Source organism: Cyanobacterium sp. IPPAS B-1200 (assembly GCF_001747005.2).
Lineage (GTDB): Bacteria > Cyanobacteriota > Cyanobacteriia > Cyanobacteriales > Cyanobacteriaceae > Cyanobacterium.
This window is the reverse complement of record NZ_CP182899.1, coordinates 2254712-2273028: the sequence shown is the minus strand read 5'-3', so window position 1 is coordinate 2273028 and position 18317 is coordinate 2254712. Positions and strand designations below refer to the sequence as shown.

Genomic DNA, 18317 nt, shown 5'->3' with positions numbered 1-18317 from the left:
TCGATCTTAGAATATTCGATATTTATTTATAAATGATTAATTATTGACTAATTAAATTGTCCATTGTTCATTGTTCATTGTCAATTTTCTTGAAACATCCCATAAATCAGAAACACAATGCCGATATTGATACAAACATCCGCAATATTAAACACAGGAAAATTAATTAAACGAAAATCGAAAAAATCTACCACATAACCAAAAATAAAACGGTCTATACCATTCCCAAAAGCTCCTGCCAAAATCAAGCCATAGCCCCACTGTTCGGGATTGGGCAACTTTTCCCATAATCCATAAACAATCAATACCAAACTAACAAACAATGACAACCACCTTAACCAAAACGCTCCACCACTAAAAAAACTGAAGGCGGCTCCAGTATTTTGTACATAGGTAAAATGAAATACTCCCTCCCAAATAGGGATAGTATCATTGACATTTTCAAAGGTTAAAATAGTCCAAACTTTAGTGAGTTGATCAATTATTAAACCAACGATCGCCACTGACCAAAAATAAAAGTTTTTCTTCATAGTTCAGACGGTTTTTTAGAAACCATTGATGGATAAAATATTTGTTTTTATAACTTATTTTAAAAAATGCTTTAAATTGTTTATAATATCTTTAAACTCTTTTTGTTATGCTTTTAAGTATGTTTTTAACCTGCTACAAATTAATAATAAATGTTTTGTAATAAATTAATAAAACAAAATAACTCTAATAATAAAAGCAATTATTGCAATAAGGGGAATAAGGAGTATTTGAGGTAGAAAAGGAGTGATGGTATAAAGATTAATGGCATCAGTAAGGTAATTTGGGTCTAAATCATTGCCAAATATAGGGGTAATGAAAGTATAGCCCACCAGATAAAGAATCCCACAAAGATGAACTACCAACAAACCAAAAAAGATGGCATAGACAAATATTTCTAATTTTCTTTTACCTGGAATAGCTAGATAACCACATAGCCAAGCCCCTGGAATGAACCCAAGGATATACCCAAAACTAGGTTGATCTAAATACTCAAAAGTACCCCCTTGATAAAAAACAGGCAACTTAAATAAACCTAAAACCAAGTAAGCAATTTGGGCATAAGCTCCTGCATTTTTTCCAGCCAAGCAACCAGTTAAAAAAACCCCCACTAATTGATAGGTAACACCAAGGGAAGTGGGGTTAAAATCTTCTAGGGCAGTGCCTTGGGGAATAACGAAAAAAACTTCTACGAACGTACCAAAGATTGTGAGCATTAAACCTGTCAATGCCCACACAAACTCATATATAGGATTAATTTTGAGTTCTTCTTGGTCGTCTTTAGCCAATGGATTCATCTTGGTAGGGAACAGGAGCCTCTCCCCCTTCCAAGCCTAGAGATTTTAACATGGCTTGGTCTTCTTGGGGAGATTGTCCTAGGGTAGTTAAATAGTTACCGATTAACATAGCATTAATTCCCGAAATTAAACCTTGTTTTTGCCATTCTCCCATGACAGTTTCTCTGCCCCCTGCGTAGCGGAGGATTTGTTGGGGTAGGATAAAACGGAAAAGGGCGATCGCCTTCAGGGCTTGTAAAGGAGTAAGTTTGTTCTGCTCTCCCAGGGGAGTACCTTCTCTGGGGTTGAGGAGATTAATAGGCACCGATTCTACTTCTAATTCTCGCAAAGAAAGGGCTAAATCGACCCTATCTTCCCAACTTTCGCCCATACCCATGATACCTCCTGTACAGGCTTGGATCCCTACAGCCTTAAGGTTTTTCACCGTATCCACTCGATCTTGCCAAGTGTGGGTAGTGACGATTTTTTCGTAAAAATTGGCTGATGCCTCAAGGTTATGATTATAACGGGTTACTCCAGCCTCCTTTAGTTCCTGAGCTTGTTCTTGGGTAATTTCCCCTAGGGCGCAACAGGGCTTAACGTTTGTTTCGGTGATGATGCGACGAACTGTAGAGATAATTTCGGCAAACTCATTACTTTTTGGACTATTATATTTTACACCCCGTCCTTGGGACACTAAACAAAATCTTTTTGCCCCCGCCGCTTCCGCTGCTTTAGCATATTCTAAAATTTCATCTTCACTTTTGAGACCATAAACGGGGGAATCTTTACCCTGATGGTGTACCGACTGTGAACAAAAACTACAGTTTTCTGAACAATTACCCGATTTTATGTTGACAATGCTACATAGATCGACCACATTACCACAACAGGCTTGGCGAATACGATCCGCATTTTCACATAGAAGGAGAATATTTTCCTCCCCCTCAATGGTGGTAATTTGTAGGGCTTCCTCTTTGGTAATTTTATCTCCCCCTATGATGCGATCGCCCAATTCCCTTAACCATACAGCAAGAGAATTATTATTATCGGTGGAAATATTCTTAATGTTTTGTTCTGGCTTACTGATGGTGTTTACCACAAATACCGTCCCCTCATAAATATGTATATTCTTTGACAATCTCACCCAACCCAATGGTTGAAAATGATGAAATAATCCCCTAAATTATACCCTAAAAACCCATGGACAATGGATAATAAACATTCAAAAATTGACCTTCATAGGCTTCTTTTTACGAGGTTGCCACCTTAGCCGTGATTTTGCCCTAACTGTGTGTGAAAATACCTAAAAAAATCTAAATTTAAAGAAAAAACGAACAAAACATAAATTATCAGGTAGAATCATAACGAAATATTATGATTAAACTTTATTTTTAAATAAAATCGGGAGGTCAAGGCTATCACTACTTCTATTCAGACAAATTCATCAGCGACATTTACCCAAGACTACAATCATGTTGCCCTAGAAATCATCGGTAGAAAACCCCTCAAAGGGGAAGTAAGAATCAGTGGAGCAAAAAATTCGGCCCTAGCCATCTTGGCAGGTACTCTTTTATGCAGTGAAGAATGTCGTTTAACCAACGTTCCCACCCTCAAAGATGTGCAATTTATGGGTCAGGTATTAAATGCTCTTGGGGTAAAAATCGAACAAAATCAAGATATGTGGGATATTGATGCCCGTCAACTAAAAGACGCTCAAGCCCCTTACGAATTAGTGTCTCAACTACGAGCTAGTTTCTTTGTCATCGGACCTATTCTCACCCGTTTAGGGGTTGCCCATGTGCCTTTACCAGGGGGATGTGCGATCGGTTCTCGTCCCGTAGATCTTCACGTCAGAGGACTTCAAGCCATGGGCGCTGATGTAATTATCGATCACGGCATTGTTAACGCCTCCGTAAAAGGTAATAAAAAAAGACTCCAAGGGGCAAATATATTTCTTGATTATCCTAGCGTCGGTGCCACCGAAACCATCATGATGGCAGCTACCCTCGCCGAAGGAGAAACCATCATCAAAAATGCTGCCCAAGAACCCGAAATCGTTGACCTTGCCAACTTCTGCAACAGCATGGGAGCAAAAATAAAAGGTGCAGGAACAAATACCATTATCATCGAAGGAGTAAAAAGTCTTCATAGTACCAATTATGCCGTGATTCCCGATCGCATCGAAGCAGGTACATTTTTAGTAGCCGGGGCCATTACTCACTCTCCCATTACCCTAACCGCCGTCAACCATGAGCATTTAATTCCTGTTATCGCCAAACTAGAAGAAATTGGTGTAAAAGTTAAACAGGAATCTCCTACTAGCCTTACGGTAGTACCAGGAGAACTTCGTGCCACTGATATAGAAACCTCCCCCCACCCTGGTTTTCCTACGGATATGCAAGCCCAATTTATGGCACTGCTTACCGTTAGCCAAGGTAATAGTTTGATTACCGAAACAGTATTTGAAAATCGTTTACGTCATGTAGCCGAACTAAAACGCATGGGGGCAGACATCAAAGTAAAAGGTAACTGTGCCATGGTAAAAGGTATTTATCGTTTATCTGGAGCCCCTGTTATGGCAACGGATTTGAGAGCATCCGCAGCTCTTGTTATTGCGGCTCTTGCGGCCGACGGTACCAGCTTAATTCAAGGATTACAACACCTTGATCGGGGTTACGAAAATATTGAACAAAAACTACAAAGTCTAGGCGCCCAAATTAAGCGCATTCAGTATCTTAGCTAGATTTTTTTTTCCTACACATTACAATTGTTTTTGGAGCGTTGAGCCTACAGAGTGATACTGAAAGCAAAACGCTTTAATTTTTTTTGATTCAATGACAACGATCCAATAAACTCGACAAAGTGATGAATAATGGATAGTGAGTAATTAAAAAAAATATAAAAAATTAATTATCAATTATCACGTTCCTATGAAAAAAATTTTACTCGTAGAAGACAGTAAAACCACCAGAGAAATAATTAGTAATTTACTCACCAAACAAGGATTGTTAGTACAAAGCGTCACTAACGGTGAGGATGCTCTAACGATCATGAAAAGCACTATTCCCGATTTAGTAATTTTAGATATAATCTTGCCTAAAATGAATGGTTATGAAGTTTGTCGTCATATTAAATCTGAACAAAAAACTCAAAATGTTCCCGTAATTCTTTGTTCCTCAAAAAAAGAAGAATTTGATCGTTACTGGGGTATGAAACAAGGTGCCGACGCTTACATTAGTAAACCATTTCAAGCTAGTGAACTAATGAAAATGATTAAGCAACTACTCAGAAAATAATTGTTTATAATTTATTTTCTAATGGGAATAATACACTATAATTAATGGTTAGTTATACTTCTCCTAATTTTTATTGTTTAATTCCCATAATATTTACAGAAGTTATACTCTAATTTCATCTCAACAGCATCGAAAATGGTAGATAATCAAAACAAATCCCCATCTATTGACGAATCGCCTTATTCCCTCGCCCTTGATACAGAATTTACCGAAGATGTGGAGGCCTTAGAGGGAGAATCCCATCTTCGTTTTTTTCTTCCATCTGGAAATGAATTTGCCCTCTCTGCCATGGGAATTAGAGAAATTATGCAACAGGAACCAGGGAATATTACCCCTGTACCGAATGCCTCTCCTTTACTGCTCGGGACAATCAACCTTCGAGGTGAAATTATCTGGGTAGCAGATCTCGGACAATTCCTGGGCTATCCCAATATGTTAAACACTGATCGGGGAGAGGTGCCCGTGATTGCGGTGGAAGAGCAGGACATAATCTTAGGATTGGCAGTAAAATCCCTAGGAGCAATTCATTGGCTTGAGGTGGATAAATTGCAAATACCCCAAAATATTCCGGACCACATTGCGCCTTATGTTCAAGGGGAATGGGTAGAAGGAAGAAATCATCATATTAGGGTATTAGATCACATTGCGATTTTACGCTCGGCTCGTTGGGTAGCTTAATCTGAGAGTCGTTATATGATAGACACATTGAGTTTAAACTTAGAATGCAACTGACGGAGAAGTAAAGATGGCATCAGAAACTGATTATCAAAAAAGATACGCTCAAGCACAAAACGCATATTTAGAGGGAAATTTGCCAGAGGCTCGTGATATTACCGATATTCTTGTTAATGATTACCCTGAAGATCCTGCTGTCTTATTACTCCAAGGTCATATTTGCTTACAACAAGATGAGCATGATAGTGCTAAAGCCAGTTATGAGAAAGTGTTGAAACTGAGCGATCGCCCCGACATCATCAATTTAGCCCATCAAGGTTTAGAACAAATCAACGAGCAAGAAAATAACATTTATCCCATGGAACTAGAAGATCCCAACTTTGGAGATGAGGTAGAAGAGTTTGAAGAAGATGAAAGCGAAAACTGGACCAATAGTCTTTCCTTAGATAACTTAGACTGGGATCCCTCCGACTTAGAAGACGAAGAAATAGAAGATCCAACCCTACAACAAAACCCCTCCTTTACCAACAATCAAGACAAACTATCTAGTCACGAAAATAATCCCTTTGAAATCAGTGAAGATGATGATTTTGATGAAGAGGAGTTAACCGCCACCAACTTTGACTCCCTTTCTCAACCCTTTGATTTTGACCCCACCAACAGTACCGATGACGATGACTTTGAATTTGGAGTAACCAATCTCAAAGATTTAGACGTTAATCTAAGCAGTTCGGACATTGATTATGACGACTTACCCCCTCTTAATCTCGATGAGGATGACGAATCAGATGATATAACAGGTAGCCCTACCTTTGTGGTATCTTCCGAAAATCAAGCAAAATCCCAAGAATCTGACCTAGTAGATTTAGAAGAAATGCTCACCAGCACGGGAGGAGATTTTCTCGATGATTTGAGTGATGATGACTATGGAGACTATAGTTCTGCCCTAGAACCTTTAACCACCCCGTCAGGTTCCTTTGCCACCAAAAATCAAACCAACTCCATGGATGAGGATGATGAGGATCAACCCTTAGCATTTGGAGATGACGAGAAATTTTTCCTTGCTCCCGATGATCTTGACGATATTCCTGACATTTCATCCGATAGTATTCCTTCCTCCATCTTTCCCCAACCTCAACAAGCCCAAGCCAATGATGGTTTTGATGAGGAAGACGAAAGCAGTAGTTTTACCTTTAACACCTCCGATCTCAATAGCATCGATTTAGGCGGCGAAGACGGCATCGGCACCAGTGCTTCTTTCTCCCCTTACACTACCCCTGCTTACCAAGCCATGCCTTCGGAGTTAGAGGTTCATTCCAGCAAATTTGGTAAATACTACAATCTCTCGACTTTTAACAAACAACTATTTCATGGGTTACTCACAGGAGCTGTTTCTTTTGTCGCAGTAATATTGATTACCTCTTTTCAGGGGGGGGCTGTGGAAGGAGAAAGACAAGGCTTAGGATGGGGAAATAAATTTATCCTTGGTTTGTTGACGGGCATCGCCGCTGGGGGTACTACGGCGGGGGCCGGTTTGGTGATGGCAAAACACGTGGAACGTTATACCAACGATCTTCAAAACCAGTTTGATTCTATTTATCAGGGTAATTATGATGTAAAAACTAGCGTCTATTCCCAAGATGAATTTGGTACCCTTGCTTCTAGTTTTAATCACATGGCAAAAATGATTAAGATGACCACCACGGAAGCGAAAAAACGGGCAGAGGATACGGAAAAGGCTAGGGAAGATTTCCAAAAACAAGTGGTTAAGTTCCTTGATGACGTGGAAGGAGCGGCACGGGGTGATTTGACGGTTCAAGCGGAGGTTACTTCCGATGTACTCGGGGCGGTGGCAGATGCTTTTAACTTAATCATCAAAAATGTTCGTACCATCGTAACTCAGGTGAAACAGGCGGCAATTCAGGTAAACAAAGGTAGTACCGATAGTGAAGTGTTTGCCCGTAGTCAGTCTAGTGATGCTTTGAGAATGGCGGAGGAGTTGGCGGTAACTCTTAACTCGGTGCAGATGATGACCGACTCTATTCAGAGGGTGGCAGAAAATGCTCGAGAAGCCGAAGAGGTGGCCCGTTCTTCTAGTGTTACCGCCCTCAAGGGGGGGGATGCGGTAGAGCGCACTGTAGCTGGTATTTTACAGATTAGGGAGACGGTATCGGAAACTACTCGGAAGGTAAAAAGGTTGGCTGAGGCATCCCAAAAGATCTCTACCATTGTGGCTGTGATTTCTAACATCGCTTCTCGTACTAACCTTTTGGCGCTTAATGCCTCGGTACAGGCGGCACGGGCAGGGGAGGCGGGTAGAGGTTTCTCTATCGTGGCGGCGGAGGTACGACAGTTGGCAGATAGATCGGCTAAGTCTTTGCAAGAAATTGAGCAGATTGTACTACAAATTCAAACGGAAACTGGCTCGGTAATGACGGCTATGGAGGAGGGGATACAACAGGTAATGGATGTTACTCGCCGTTCGGAAGATGCAAAACGTTCCCTTGAGGATATTATTCAGGTTGCTAACCGTATTGATGCTTTGGTGCGATCGATTACGGCGGATACCGATGAGCAAAGGGAAAATTCTAAGGGGGTGGCGAAGGTTATGCAGAATGTGGAGTTAACGGCGCAGGAAACCTCCCAAGAGTCTCAACGGGTGGCGGGTTCTTTACAGAATTTAGTTACCATTGCTAGGGATTTAATTGCCTCTGTGGATATGTTTAAGGTTGAGTAGTAAGGGAGCATGGATAAAAAGCAAAGATCAGCTTATTCTCAAGGAGGTTTTTTTGCTCAGACCTATTATGGTTTATTGGGTTTACATCCTTCTGCTTCGGTGGTGGAAATTCGTCGTGCTTATCGGGAGTTGAGTAAGTTTTATCATCCTGATACCACTTCTTTACCCCTTGAGGAGGCTAAAACGAAATTTCAATGTTTAAATGAAGCCTATGGGGTATTAGCTAGTCCTGAGAGGCGATCGCTCTATGACCTACAAATAGGTTACTCCCGTTGGAATGTAATTCAATCCCCCCTCAATTTTTACCAAGATGATCAAGAGGAAGATTATAAAAGTTCTGCCTATCTGGATCCCACCGATAGACCTTTATCATCGGGGGAATTATTTGCCCTCTTACTTATGGGTATCACTCTTTTTGCTTGTCTTATCCTTGCATTATCCCTCGCTTGGCTGAGAGGCTGACTTTTTTTTGGTAAAATTGTGATGCAATAAATTCCAATTATATTGATAAACATGGCTTCATTATCACCCACTAGCCCCCTTTATAGTTACCCCCTACCTGCGATCGAAGACTGGTTAAAATCCATGGGATGTCAACAAAATACTCAACAACTAAATTGCTGGTATCTAAGCAAAGAACACTGGGAAGCAGAAATAACCCTCGAAACCGAAGACATTAACATCAACTACCTCCAAGCAGGAGCCGATGGCACAGACATAAAAAGAGCCTTTCGTTACTCCCTTTCCCGACAAGATATAGAAGACGCTATTTTTTCAGGACCCTAGTTAGGTTTTAGGATAATATTTATTTAAAATAAATAATATCTTAATTTTCTGTTTGCCTTATTGTGTGGGGTAGGGAAGCAATATATTTTGTATAAAAACAATACATATACCACATCCCTACGGTATTTTGTAATAGGATTTTTCAACTATTGAAAGAGTTGATTAGGCCTCTGCTTCAATTTGTAAAAATAATAGTGCCATAACCACTGCAGGCATAACTAAACCAACAGCAGGAACTAAAATAGATGGTAAGAAAGAAGCTGCGTATTCTCCAAGCATGATTGTTATTATCCTTATGCTAAACAATAAAATTAACTACCATGGATATTACAGCGAACCTAAGCAAAAAGGGGCGAAATATAAAGATTCTTAACAAAAAAACTTTGAGAATCAAATCTCAAGTTAGAGTAAGCTACAAACAACAATTTTTGTAAAAAAAATATAAGGAGCTTGAATAAAAGTCCATGAGTACTAACGTAGTTCATTCTGGTGGCGATCCTCAAGTAGGAAATCTTAGCACTCCGATCAACGGATCTGGTTTTACAAAAGCATTTATTAACGGTTTACCTGCTTATCGCAAAGGTTTATCCCCCAATCGTCGTGGTTTAGAAATTGGCATGGCCCATGGTTATTTTCTTTATGGACCTTTTGCATTACTAGGACCCTTAAGAGACACAGATTTTGGCGCTCAGGCAGGTTTACTCGCAACCATTGGCTTAGTTGCCATCTTAACAATTTGTTTATCTATTTATAGTGCAGTGGGTGTTGGTAAACCTACTGAAACCTTGACCACTCCTCAAGTTCCCGCCGAATTGGCTACTAAGGAAGGTTGGAGCGAGTTTGCTTCTGGATTCCTTCTTGGTGCTTCTGGTGGTGCTTTCTTTGCTTTCTTCCTTTGCCAAACCTCTTACTTACAGCCTTTAATTGAAGCGGCTAAAAATGTTTGGTAATTTTTAAGTTTCTCTTAATTATCAGGAAGAAATTAAAATTCATCAGGCAAGGGGATACATTTCCTCTTGCTTTTTTGGTGGCTTACAACTGATACTGGATTTCTAAAGAGTATATTAATAAAACGAACAATGAGCTTAAGCCCATTGTCAATAAAAAATTAACTAAAACAACAAAAATGTTGTTTAAATGTCCTAAAATAGACTTTAACAACAAAAATGTTGTTAAACTATATAAGTAGTCAGTCTATAAAAACTAATTAACATGAGTGCCACTGTAAAAACTTTAGTCAATCAACCTTATAAATACGGATTTATCACTGATATTGAATCTGATAGTATTCCCAAAGGATTAAGTGAAGAAGTCGTTAGGTTAATTTCTGCCAAGAAAAACGAACCTGAATTCATGTTGGAATTTCGCCTCAAAGCCTATCGTCAATGGTTGAAAATGACTGAACCACAGTGGGCTCATGTGGGCTATCCTAAAATTGACTATCAAAATATTATTTACTATTCTGCTCCAAAACAGGGTAAAGAAAAACTCAAAAGTTTAGATGATGTCGATCCTACTTTACTTGATACCTTTGAAAAATTAGGTATTCCCCTATCAGAGCAAAAAAGATTGAGCAATGTTGCCGTTGATGCTATTTTTGATAGCGTTTCTATTGGTACTACCTTCAAAGAAAAATTAGCAGAAGATGGGGTTATTTTTTGTTCTATATCTGAAGCACTACAAGACCATCCTGATTTAGTTCAAAAATACTTGGGTACTGTTGTACCTACCGCTGATAACTTTTTCGCGGCTCTTAATTCCGCCGTATTTAGTGATGGTTCTTTTGTTTTTATTCCTAAAGGGGTAAAATGTCCCATGGAATTATCTACCTATTTCCGGATCAATAACGGAGATACAGGACAATTCGAGCGCACCTTAATCGTAGCAGAAGAGGGGGCATCAGTAAGTTATTTAGAAGGGTGTACCGCCCCCATGTACGACAGTAACCAACTCCATGCCGCTGTGGTAGAATTAGTCGCCCTTGACAATGCAGACATCAAATATTCCACCGTCCAAAACTGGTTTGCCGGGGATGAAAAAGGCAAAGGGGGTATTTACAACTTTGTAACCAAACGGGGATTATGTAAAGGAGTTAACTCCAAAATCTCTTGGACTCAAGTAGAAACAGGCTCGGCGATTACTTGGAAATATCCCAGTTGTGTATTAGTAGGCGATAACTCCGTCGGCGAATTTTACTCCATAGCCCTTACCAACAATATGCAACAGGCAGATACAGGTACAAAAATGGTTCATATCGGCAAAAATACCCGTAGCACCATCATCTCCAAAGGTATCTCCGCAGGAAACTCCAAAAATAGTTACCGTGGCTTAGTGAAAATGGGTAACAAAGCCAAAGGCGCAAGAAACTACTCTCAATGTGATTCCATGCTTATTGGTGACAATGCCGAAGCCAATACTTTCCCTTACATTCAGGTAGATAATAATACCGCAAGACTGGAGCATGAAGCCTCTACCTCCAAAATTGGAGAAGATCAACTGTTCTATTTTGCTCAAAGGGGTATTTCCGAAGAAGATGCTATCTCGATGTTGGTGAGTGGTTTTTGTAAAGATGTACTCAATGAATTACCCATGGAATTTGCCGCTGAAGCTGATAAATTATTAAGCCTCAAATTAGAAGGCACAGTGGGTTAATCTTTCCACAAATCATAATGGTGGGCAATGCCCACCCTACAAAATAATTGAGAATGAATAGTTAAGAATAAAACTTTCAAATTTGAAAGTAAAGTCTTATTTATCATTTATTGGCAATGGGCTTAAGCCCATTGTTTCTTTTATTCGTATATTTTTCTTTACTATTCAACCCTTACCCTTTGGGTAATCATAGTTGTGCCATCTTCACGGATAAAAATAGCAGAATACCAATGATCTCCTTCCCTGATGGTAACTCGTTTGAAGATTCCCCCGGCGGATAGGGCATCTAATTCCATGGGTTGTGGATTCGTAAATAAAGCGGGATTTACTCGTTCTTCTTTTACCCCTCCTAATATTAAACCATTACCGATGGGATCTTCCACGATCGCATCTAAATCGAATGCTTGACCTGATCTAACTGTTTGAGGTAATCTGAAAGTAATTTCGGGGGGATTTTCTCCTGTAGTAACACGGGTTTTTTCCGTTAGAATTTCTTGGGAAATTAGTTGTTGATTTTCAAAAGTTTGAAGGGCTGTAATTTCGGAAACCATATTGACAGTCTCCCCATTTTCTTGTTTGCTACCTTCTACAGTGGTGGTAGTGTTGAGAATTAACTGTGTTTGATTTTGTTCGCTGGAGTTGATGGTGGTAGTGTATTTCAGATTAGGATAAGTATTCCAAAGCTGTGCAAGGGAACTTAAAAAAGTCTCATTATCTAAGCCATCTTCGTTACTGAATTGAGGAGAAATATACTGCTGTAAAGTTTCTATGTCTTGATTATTACTAGCAACATCAATTCTGGTAATAAGTTCGATGATTTCTGTATTAGTGTTATTTTGTGCCGTAGCGGGGTTATGTTTCTGTAGGGAAAAATAAAAACTAACAATAAATAACAAGGAAAAGTTTAATATTCTTTTTATTTTTTTCTTTCTTTTAATCATTATCTGATTTTATTTGATTGATACTTCATAGTGATGACAATAATTATAACAATCAAAACCTTGACTATTTAAGATGAGTTGAAAAAATGCTTTTTTTGGAAGTGTTGGTGATAATCAGGGATTGAAAATATTGTCACCATTCCCTATTACCCACTTAAACTAAAAATAATATCTAAATTTAGTAATGAACTTTCGTCAAATATCGGTAATTTTACGTGTTTAACTGTTTTTTTACTCAGGAAAAATCTCTTTGGTATTCTAAGTAAGTAGGCATAATTAAATCGATTTAGGCAAGGGGTTTAAACCCCTTGTTCATAAGAGTCTTAATAAAATAAGAGCTATAATTAATTTCGCCAACCTACTTATCTATTATTTGTAGTATGTGTAATTATTTTATATTATTTTAATGTTTTAATAATTGCTAATTATTTCTAAAATATGAGCCAATACAGTGAGTATTTTTACTTAATAATAAAGGAGAAATATTACATTTAATAAACAAAGGTGTTTTTACTAAAAAAGTTTTGATAATTTAGATAAAGAGTGAATGAACAAAGACGATTAAAAATGATCAAACATTTTTCAGAAGATTGGATTAAAGAATGGTGTAACGAAAATGGTTGGACGGACTTATTTTTAAATCGCCGAGATTACTGGGCTTTTCCTCCTAATGGGGTAATGCCTTTACCTATTCCGAGGGAGATATTATTAGATATTAAGGCAGAAAAAGGATTTTCTGATCAAGAAAAAATTTGGGTATCTGCTACTTTAATAGTTACTTTTTTGGGGGTTATATTTAGCTATGGGTTAAATTCTCCGATGCCTTTAGTTTTTGCTTTTGCTTTTTGTGCCATGGTAGTGGGAAATTTTGACATTGATTAGATAATTATTTTTTACATTGTTGAGTTTAGAGATAATTTTTCGGGGGTTGCTTAATACTCAAATATTATTAAACTATCATAAACATTTAATATCTTATGATATTGTTACGATCGCCCCTTATCCACCTAAACTAAAAATAAGATCTAAATTCAGCAATACCATTTTTCTTTTAGAATGACTGACCAAACCATTAACCTAAGTCCTGAGCTATATAGTTATTTGTTGTCTGTATCTTTGAGGGAAAATCCCGTTTTAGGGGAGTTGCGAAAGGAAATGAAAAGTCATCCTGTGGGTAGGATGCAAATTTGCCCCGAACAAGGGCAGTTTATGGCTTTATTATTAAAGTTGATGGGTGCAAGGAAGGTATTAGAAATAGGGGTATTTACGGGTTATAGCTCAACCATTATGGCTTTGGCTTTGCCTGACGATGGTAAGTTGATTGGTTGTGATACTTGTAAGGCGGATACGGACATTGCCAAGAAGTATTGGCGTAAGGCAGGAGTGGAGGATAAAATTGAGCTTTTTTTGGCTCCTGCCCTTGATACTCTGAATGATTTAATAGAGCAAGGGGAAAAGGAAACTTTTGATTTTTGTTTTATTGATGCAGATAAGAGTAATTATCTTAATTATTATGAAAAGTGTCTGTGGTTGGTGCGTAGAGGGGGGCTAATGGCGATCGATAATGTGCTTTGGTATGGTAGGGTTGCAGACCAAAATATTGATGATAAAAGGACAAACAAAATTAGGGAATTTAATCAATTTTTAAAGGAAGATGATCGTATTGATCTTAGTTTAATTCCCATCGGAGATGGTGTAACATTGGCTCGTAAAAAATAATTGGGCGTTGCTGATTTTAGATATAGTTTCTCATTGAAGCAGAGAATAGGGAACAAAAAATGCCAATAATTTTATATTTTTCACGATAAATAAAAATAGAAAGTTGCTCCCTGATTAACTTGGGCATCATACCAAATTTCGCCGTTATGTCGTTGAATGATTCGCTTCACGGTGGATAAACCAACCCCAGTACCTCGAAATTCTTTGTCGGTATGTAGGCGATGAAAGGGAGTAAAAAGTTTTTCAGCTGTTTGGGGATCAAATCCGGCTCCATTATCTTTGATAAAGTAGATGTTTTTAGTAGCTTTTTTTATAACTCCAAATTCGATGCGGGATTTTTTTACTTTGGCAGTGTACTTATAAGCATTTTCCAAGAGATTTTCTAAAACAATTCTCATAAGATTAAGATCTCCTCGACAGTAAAGGTTTGGAGTAATGATAAAATCAACGGTGCGATCGCAATTTTTGACTTTAAACTTATCGCTAATTTCGGAAACTACTTCACTGATGTTGAAGTTAGAGTATTCTATATCGATATTTTGTACTTGAGATAAACGCAATAAATCTCGAATTACCTCCGCCATTCTTTTTCCTTCATCTTGGATATATTGAAAATATTCTTTAACATCGGGATCAAATTTATGGGCAAACTCTTGAGCTATTAGTTGACTAAAACCATTGATGACATGAATTTTGTTCTTTAAATCATGGGATACTCGATGACTGAATGCTTCTAAATCTTGGTTTAATAGCATTAGTTCCTTGTTTTTGCGTTCAATTTCCCTTTGCATATTGAGTAAACGCAATTGATTTTCGACTCGGATAACTACTTCTTCAATTTGAAACGGCTTCGTGATGTAATCAACACCGCCCACATTAAAAGCGTGTACTTTGTCAAAGGTATCGTTAAGGGCGCTCAGAAAGATGACGGGGATATGTTTGCTCTTTTCTTGGGATTTGAGAATTTTACATACTTCATAACCATCTAATTTGGGCATTTTGATGTCTAGCAAAATTAAATCAGGGGCTTCGATGTCAACTACCTGCAAAGCCTGTCGCCCACTTAAAACCCTTCGTACATCATAATCATGATCTGTGAGCATGGTAAATAATAATTGCAAGTTTTCGGGGACATCATCGACGATGAGAATGTCTCCTTTTTTAGAGGTTAAATTATTCATTAGTATCACCTTGGGTTAGGTTGATTATTTGATCAAAAAATAAGTTGTTGAGCATATGATTAAGATGATGGGCAAGGGAATTATATTCTGGGGGAATCTCGGCTATTAATGTTTTAATTTTTGCTTCTCTGGCACTCAATGCCGCTTGATGGAGTTGATTTATCCATGGGGAGGGCATTTTTTGTAACTGTGTTTGTGTTTGTTGTGTGTCTGGGGTGGGATGTTGGATTTTATTTTGGTTTTTGTCTCGCTTTTCTTGATAGATGTATTTAACGCCCAGATATTTTTCCATCATTTCAAAGATGACTTTTTCTTGGAAGGGTTTGCTCACAAAATCATTACATCCTACTTGAAGAATGGCTTCTCTTTCTTCGTCGAAGACGGTGGCGGTGAGGGCGAGAATGGGTACTGGTGGTTTGTCTTCCATGGTTTCTAGGTTACGGATATGACGACTGGCTTGATAGCCGTCCATGATTGGCATTCTCATGTCCATCCAAATTAGGTTGGGTTGCCATGTTTGCCAAAGTGCGATCGCCTCTTTTCCATTACAAGCAGTTTGCACATCAAAACCCATGGACTGCAACATTTTTTCCATCAACAGGCGATTATCCTCCACATCTTCTACTACCAAAATACGATAAACAGGTTGTGACTGTTGTAAACCAATTATCTGACGAGAATTACTTTGGGATTTTTGCTCAATCTTTTCGGGAAGAGTCATGGCAATACGACAAGTAAAAATAGAACCTTCTCCCCACCTACTTCTAACCGTTATATCACCATCCATCAACCGGGCAAATTGACGACTAATAGACAATCCTAACCCCGTACCCTCTCGAGAATGAACATTATTATCAGTTTGTTTAAAAGGCTCAAAAATGCTCTCTAAATTATCTTCCTCAATGCCTATTCCCGTATCCTTAACCTCAATCAACAATTGCACCTGTCTGCCCACCAAATTATCCGACGATAATAAAGATAAAAATAAATCCACATGACCTTCATCTGTAAACTTAATGGCATTACCCACCAAATTAACAATAACCTGGCGTAACTTACTCTCATCTCCCTCCAAAAATTGTGGTAAATCATCATCCTGATATACACGAAAAGATAAACCCTTAGAGTTAGATTTTATAGTTAACAACTCCTGCACCGATTTAATCAAATCATGAAGATTAAAACAAGTTTGGTGGAGAGTAATCTGCCCCGCCTCAATGCGAGACATTTCCAAAACATCATTAATCAAAGACAACAAATGCTCCCCGCTACGATTTATAATCCCTAAATATTCCTGTTGTGTTTCCGAAAGAGAGCAATCTCGATTCATCATTTGAGTAAAGCCCAAAATTGCATTAAGGGGAGTGCGCAATTCATGGCTCATTTTTGCCAGAAACTGACTTTTTGCCAAGTTAGCCGCATTGGCTTGTTTTGTTGTCTCCTCCAAAATATGTTGAGAATATTGGGAAAACTCTAGGGCTGTTAGTAGTAATACTTTCCTTAACTCCTGCGCCGCTTCAATTGCCACAGACTCCCAAGGAAAAGATTTATTTCTTACCGTCTCTTTCCACATCGCAAAGGAATTACGGGGGGTAAACTGGGAAATATTATCAATCTTTTCAATACTCACATCATAAGGATTACCACCCCAAGGCACTTCGTAAGATTGCTCAGGTCGAAACCAAATTAAATGATAGGTATGATTAGTTAAAAACAAAGATATGCTTAAAATTCCGCACCCTGTATCTTTAAACTCTCTCCCTAGTGGATAAATCATAGACAAAGAGTCTGTAAAAAATATCTCTTGTTGACTTTGATTAAGAAATTCTTTGATTAAATTATTTACCTGACATTGGCTAGGGGTATTTCCCATCAGGTGAACATCATTATCTAAACAAACCGCTAAACCTTGGGACTTAGTAAGGTTGATTAAACTATTTTTATTTCGCATAAAAACTTCTTTTATCAAGTCTGGACTCCTTAATAAACCCTGCCTGAGTCGATTTTGAATTCCCTGTATTTGCAAACGATAATTTTTAAATTTTTGTTCTTGTTTACAGAATAGGTGCGCTGACAAAAATTGCCCTAAAAATTCCCCCGCCTTTCTGGTTTCGTAATTAATATGCTTCGGAGAATAGTGATGACAGGCGATTAACCCCCAAAGTTTATTTTGATTGAGGAGAGATATGGACATAGAAGCCTTTACTCCCATATTTTTTAGATATTCAATATGACAGGGAAAAACACTTCTTAGGATAGAGTGACTTAAATCTAACTCTTGGTTTTTGAGGGGATGTTGATGAGGGATAATATCAACAGGGGGGGCAGACACATCACAAATAATCCTTAACCAACTTCGTTCATAAAATTCACGGGCAGGGGAGGGAATGTCATAGGAGGGATAATGTAAACCTAGATAGCTTTCAATACCTTCTTTTTTATCCTCGGCAATTACCACTCCGCTATTGTCAAAGTTGAAACGATAAATTAAAACCCGATCAAACTGAGTGATTTTTCTGATTTCTTTGGTAATAACTTGATAGGTTTCTTCTAAGCTATAACTATAGCTAGTATTAAGAATGGCATTATTTAAAAGACTATATAAATCTGGTAAATATTTCTGTTCAGCAAAGTGTAGAGGTTCAAGTTCTAAGATAATACTATCTTGGATCGTGTGAATAGTACCTTGAAATTTAATTTTATCCTTAGATTTTTTGGTTTTAATAATCTCAAAAAAATCATGATTGTTGTCTTTTAAGGATGCTAAAATATTTTCTATTTGCTTAGGATAAAGCAACTCTTTTAAGGGCTTTTCTAATAGATCTAAAGGCGCTACATCTAGGAAATTTTGGACATTATTACTGATTTGAATAATTTTCAGGCTTTCAAGGTCAATAACTATCAAGATTCCGTGGGCTTGAATCGAACCAGGATACCTAATTTCATATTGTTCGTGGTATTGTTGTTCGCTAGTCGTTAGATTAATCATGACAGTTTCTTTAATGAAAAGAGGGGGATTTTGA

The 18317-nt window shown here is 38.1% G+C and carries 17 protein-coding genes; 10 read left to right on the top strand and 7 right to left on the bottom strand.

What is annotated here, in order from left to right; translation table 11 throughout:
* Nucleotides 1-80: 80 nt before the first annotated feature.
* The 3 genes from lspA to bioB all read right to left on the bottom strand — a co-directional run bounded on the left by lspA (nucleotide 81) and on the right by bioB (nucleotide 2433).
* A complete protein-coding gene (lspA, locus tag A5482_RS10520) occupies nucleotides 81-530 on the bottom strand; it encodes a signal peptidase II (protein WP_069789515.1) in 450 nt (149 codons plus the stop codon).
* A 165-nt stretch (nucleotides 531-695) separates the two neighbouring features.
* Complete coding sequence (locus A5482_RS10515; protein WP_069789514.1) at nucleotides 696-1325, bottom strand: biotin transporter BioY; 630 nt, start codon at nucleotides 1323-1325, stop codon at nucleotides 696-698.
* The gene (gene bioB / locus A5482_RS10510) at nucleotides 1309-2433 is read right to left on the bottom strand and encodes a biotin synthase BioB (protein ID WP_369816693.1); all 1125 of its coding nucleotides are present in this window, start codon (nucleotides 2431-2433) and stop codon (nucleotides 1309-1311) included. The genes A5482_RS10515 and bioB overlap by 17 nt, the downstream gene beginning before the upstream one ends.
* Nucleotides 2434-2736: 303 nt before the next feature.
* On the opposite strand from bioB, the gene murA reads away from it, so the two are divergent.
* From murA to A5482_RS10480, 6 genes are all read left to right on the top strand, one after another.
* On the top strand, nucleotides 2737-4050 hold the full coding sequence (gene murA / locus A5482_RS10505) for a UDP-N-acetylglucosamine 1-carboxyvinyltransferase (RefSeq protein ID WP_069789513.1): 1314 nt from the start codon (nucleotides 2737-2739) through the stop codon (nucleotides 4048-4050).
* Nucleotides 4051-4237: 187 nt separating this feature from the next.
* Nucleotides 4238-4603, top strand: a complete 366-nt coding sequence (locus A5482_RS10500; RefSeq protein ID WP_069789512.1) for a response regulator transcription factor — start codon at nucleotides 4238-4240, stop codon at nucleotides 4601-4603.
* A 135-nt stretch (nucleotides 4604-4738) separates the two neighbouring features.
* Entirely contained in the window at nucleotides 4739-5281 is a 543-nt protein-coding gene (locus A5482_RS10495) for a chemotaxis protein CheW (RefSeq protein ID WP_242411874.1), read from the top strand.
* A 67-nt stretch (nucleotides 5282-5348) separates the two neighbouring features.
* Nucleotides 5349-8015, top strand: a complete 2667-nt coding sequence (locus A5482_RS10490) for a methyl-accepting chemotaxis protein (RefSeq protein WP_069789511.1) — start codon at nucleotides 5349-5351, stop codon at nucleotides 8013-8015.
* A gap of 9 nt (nucleotides 8016-8024) precedes the next feature.
* Nucleotides 8025-8477: a J domain-containing protein gene (locus A5482_RS10485; RefSeq protein ID WP_069789510.1), complete on the top strand. Its 453-nt coding sequence runs from the start codon at nucleotides 8025-8027 to the stop codon at nucleotides 8475-8477.
* Between the two features lie 51 nt (nucleotides 8478-8528).
* Nucleotides 8529-8801, top strand: coding sequence for a DUF3143 domain-containing protein (locus A5482_RS10480; RefSeq protein ID WP_069789509.1), 273 nt, complete (start codon nucleotides 8529-8531; stop codon nucleotides 8799-8801).
* Nucleotides 8802-8963: 162 nt separating this feature from the next.
* Here A5482_RS10480 and A5482_RS10475 read toward each other — a convergent pair whose 3' ends face one another.
* Nucleotides 8964-9080 carry a photosystem I reaction center subunit VIII gene (locus tag A5482_RS10475; RefSeq protein ID WP_069789508.1) on the bottom strand — a complete coding sequence of 39 codons (117 nt, stop codon included), beginning with the start codon at nucleotides 9078-9080 and terminating at the stop codon, nucleotides 8964-8966.
* Nucleotides 9081-9265: 185 nt separating this feature from the next.
* Between A5482_RS10475 and A5482_RS10470 the strand changes: the two genes are divergently transcribed.
* Nucleotides 9266-9751, top strand: coding sequence for a photosystem I reaction center subunit XI (locus A5482_RS10470; RefSeq protein ID WP_069789507.1), 486 nt, complete (start codon nucleotides 9266-9268; stop codon nucleotides 9749-9751).
* Between the two features lie 262 nt (nucleotides 9752-10013).
* A complete protein-coding gene (gene sufB / locus A5482_RS10465; protein WP_069789506.1) occupies nucleotides 10014-11453 on the top strand; it encodes a Fe-S cluster assembly protein SufB in 1440 nt (479 codons plus the stop codon).
* Nucleotides 11454-11614: 161 nt separating this feature from the next.
* Here the strand turns inward: sufB and A5482_RS10460 are convergent, their stop codons facing one another.
* Nucleotides 11615-12394, bottom strand: a complete 780-nt coding sequence (locus tag A5482_RS10460; RefSeq protein WP_069789505.1) for a hypothetical protein — start codon at nucleotides 12392-12394, stop codon at nucleotides 11615-11617.
* Nucleotides 12395-12961: 567 nt separating this feature from the next.
* Between A5482_RS10460 and A5482_RS10455 the strand changes: the two genes are divergently transcribed.
* Nucleotides 12962-13276 (top strand): slr1957 family protein, encoded by a 315-nt coding sequence (locus A5482_RS10455; RefSeq protein WP_369816691.1) that lies wholly within the window; start codon nucleotides 12962-12964, stop codon nucleotides 13274-13276.
* Between the two features lie 174 nt (nucleotides 13277-13450).
* Nucleotides 13451-14113, top strand: coding sequence for a class I SAM-dependent methyltransferase (locus A5482_RS10450; protein WP_069789504.1), 663 nt, complete (start codon nucleotides 13451-13453; stop codon nucleotides 14111-14113).
* A gap of 80 nt (nucleotides 14114-14193) precedes the next feature.
* On the opposite strand, the gene A5482_RS10445 is transcribed toward A5482_RS10450, so the two are convergent.
* Nucleotides 14194-15294: a response regulator gene (locus A5482_RS10445; RefSeq protein ID WP_069789503.1), complete on the bottom strand. Its 1101-nt coding sequence runs from the start codon at nucleotides 15292-15294 to the stop codon at nucleotides 14194-14196.
* The gene (locus A5482_RS10440; RefSeq protein ID WP_446684759.1) at nucleotides 15287-18283 is read right to left on the bottom strand and encodes an ATP-binding protein; all 2997 of its coding nucleotides are present in this window, start codon (nucleotides 18281-18283) and stop codon (nucleotides 15287-15289) included. Before A5482_RS10440 ends, A5482_RS10445 begins: the two co-directional genes overlap by 8 nt.
* Nucleotides 18284-18317 lie beyond the last annotated feature (34 nt).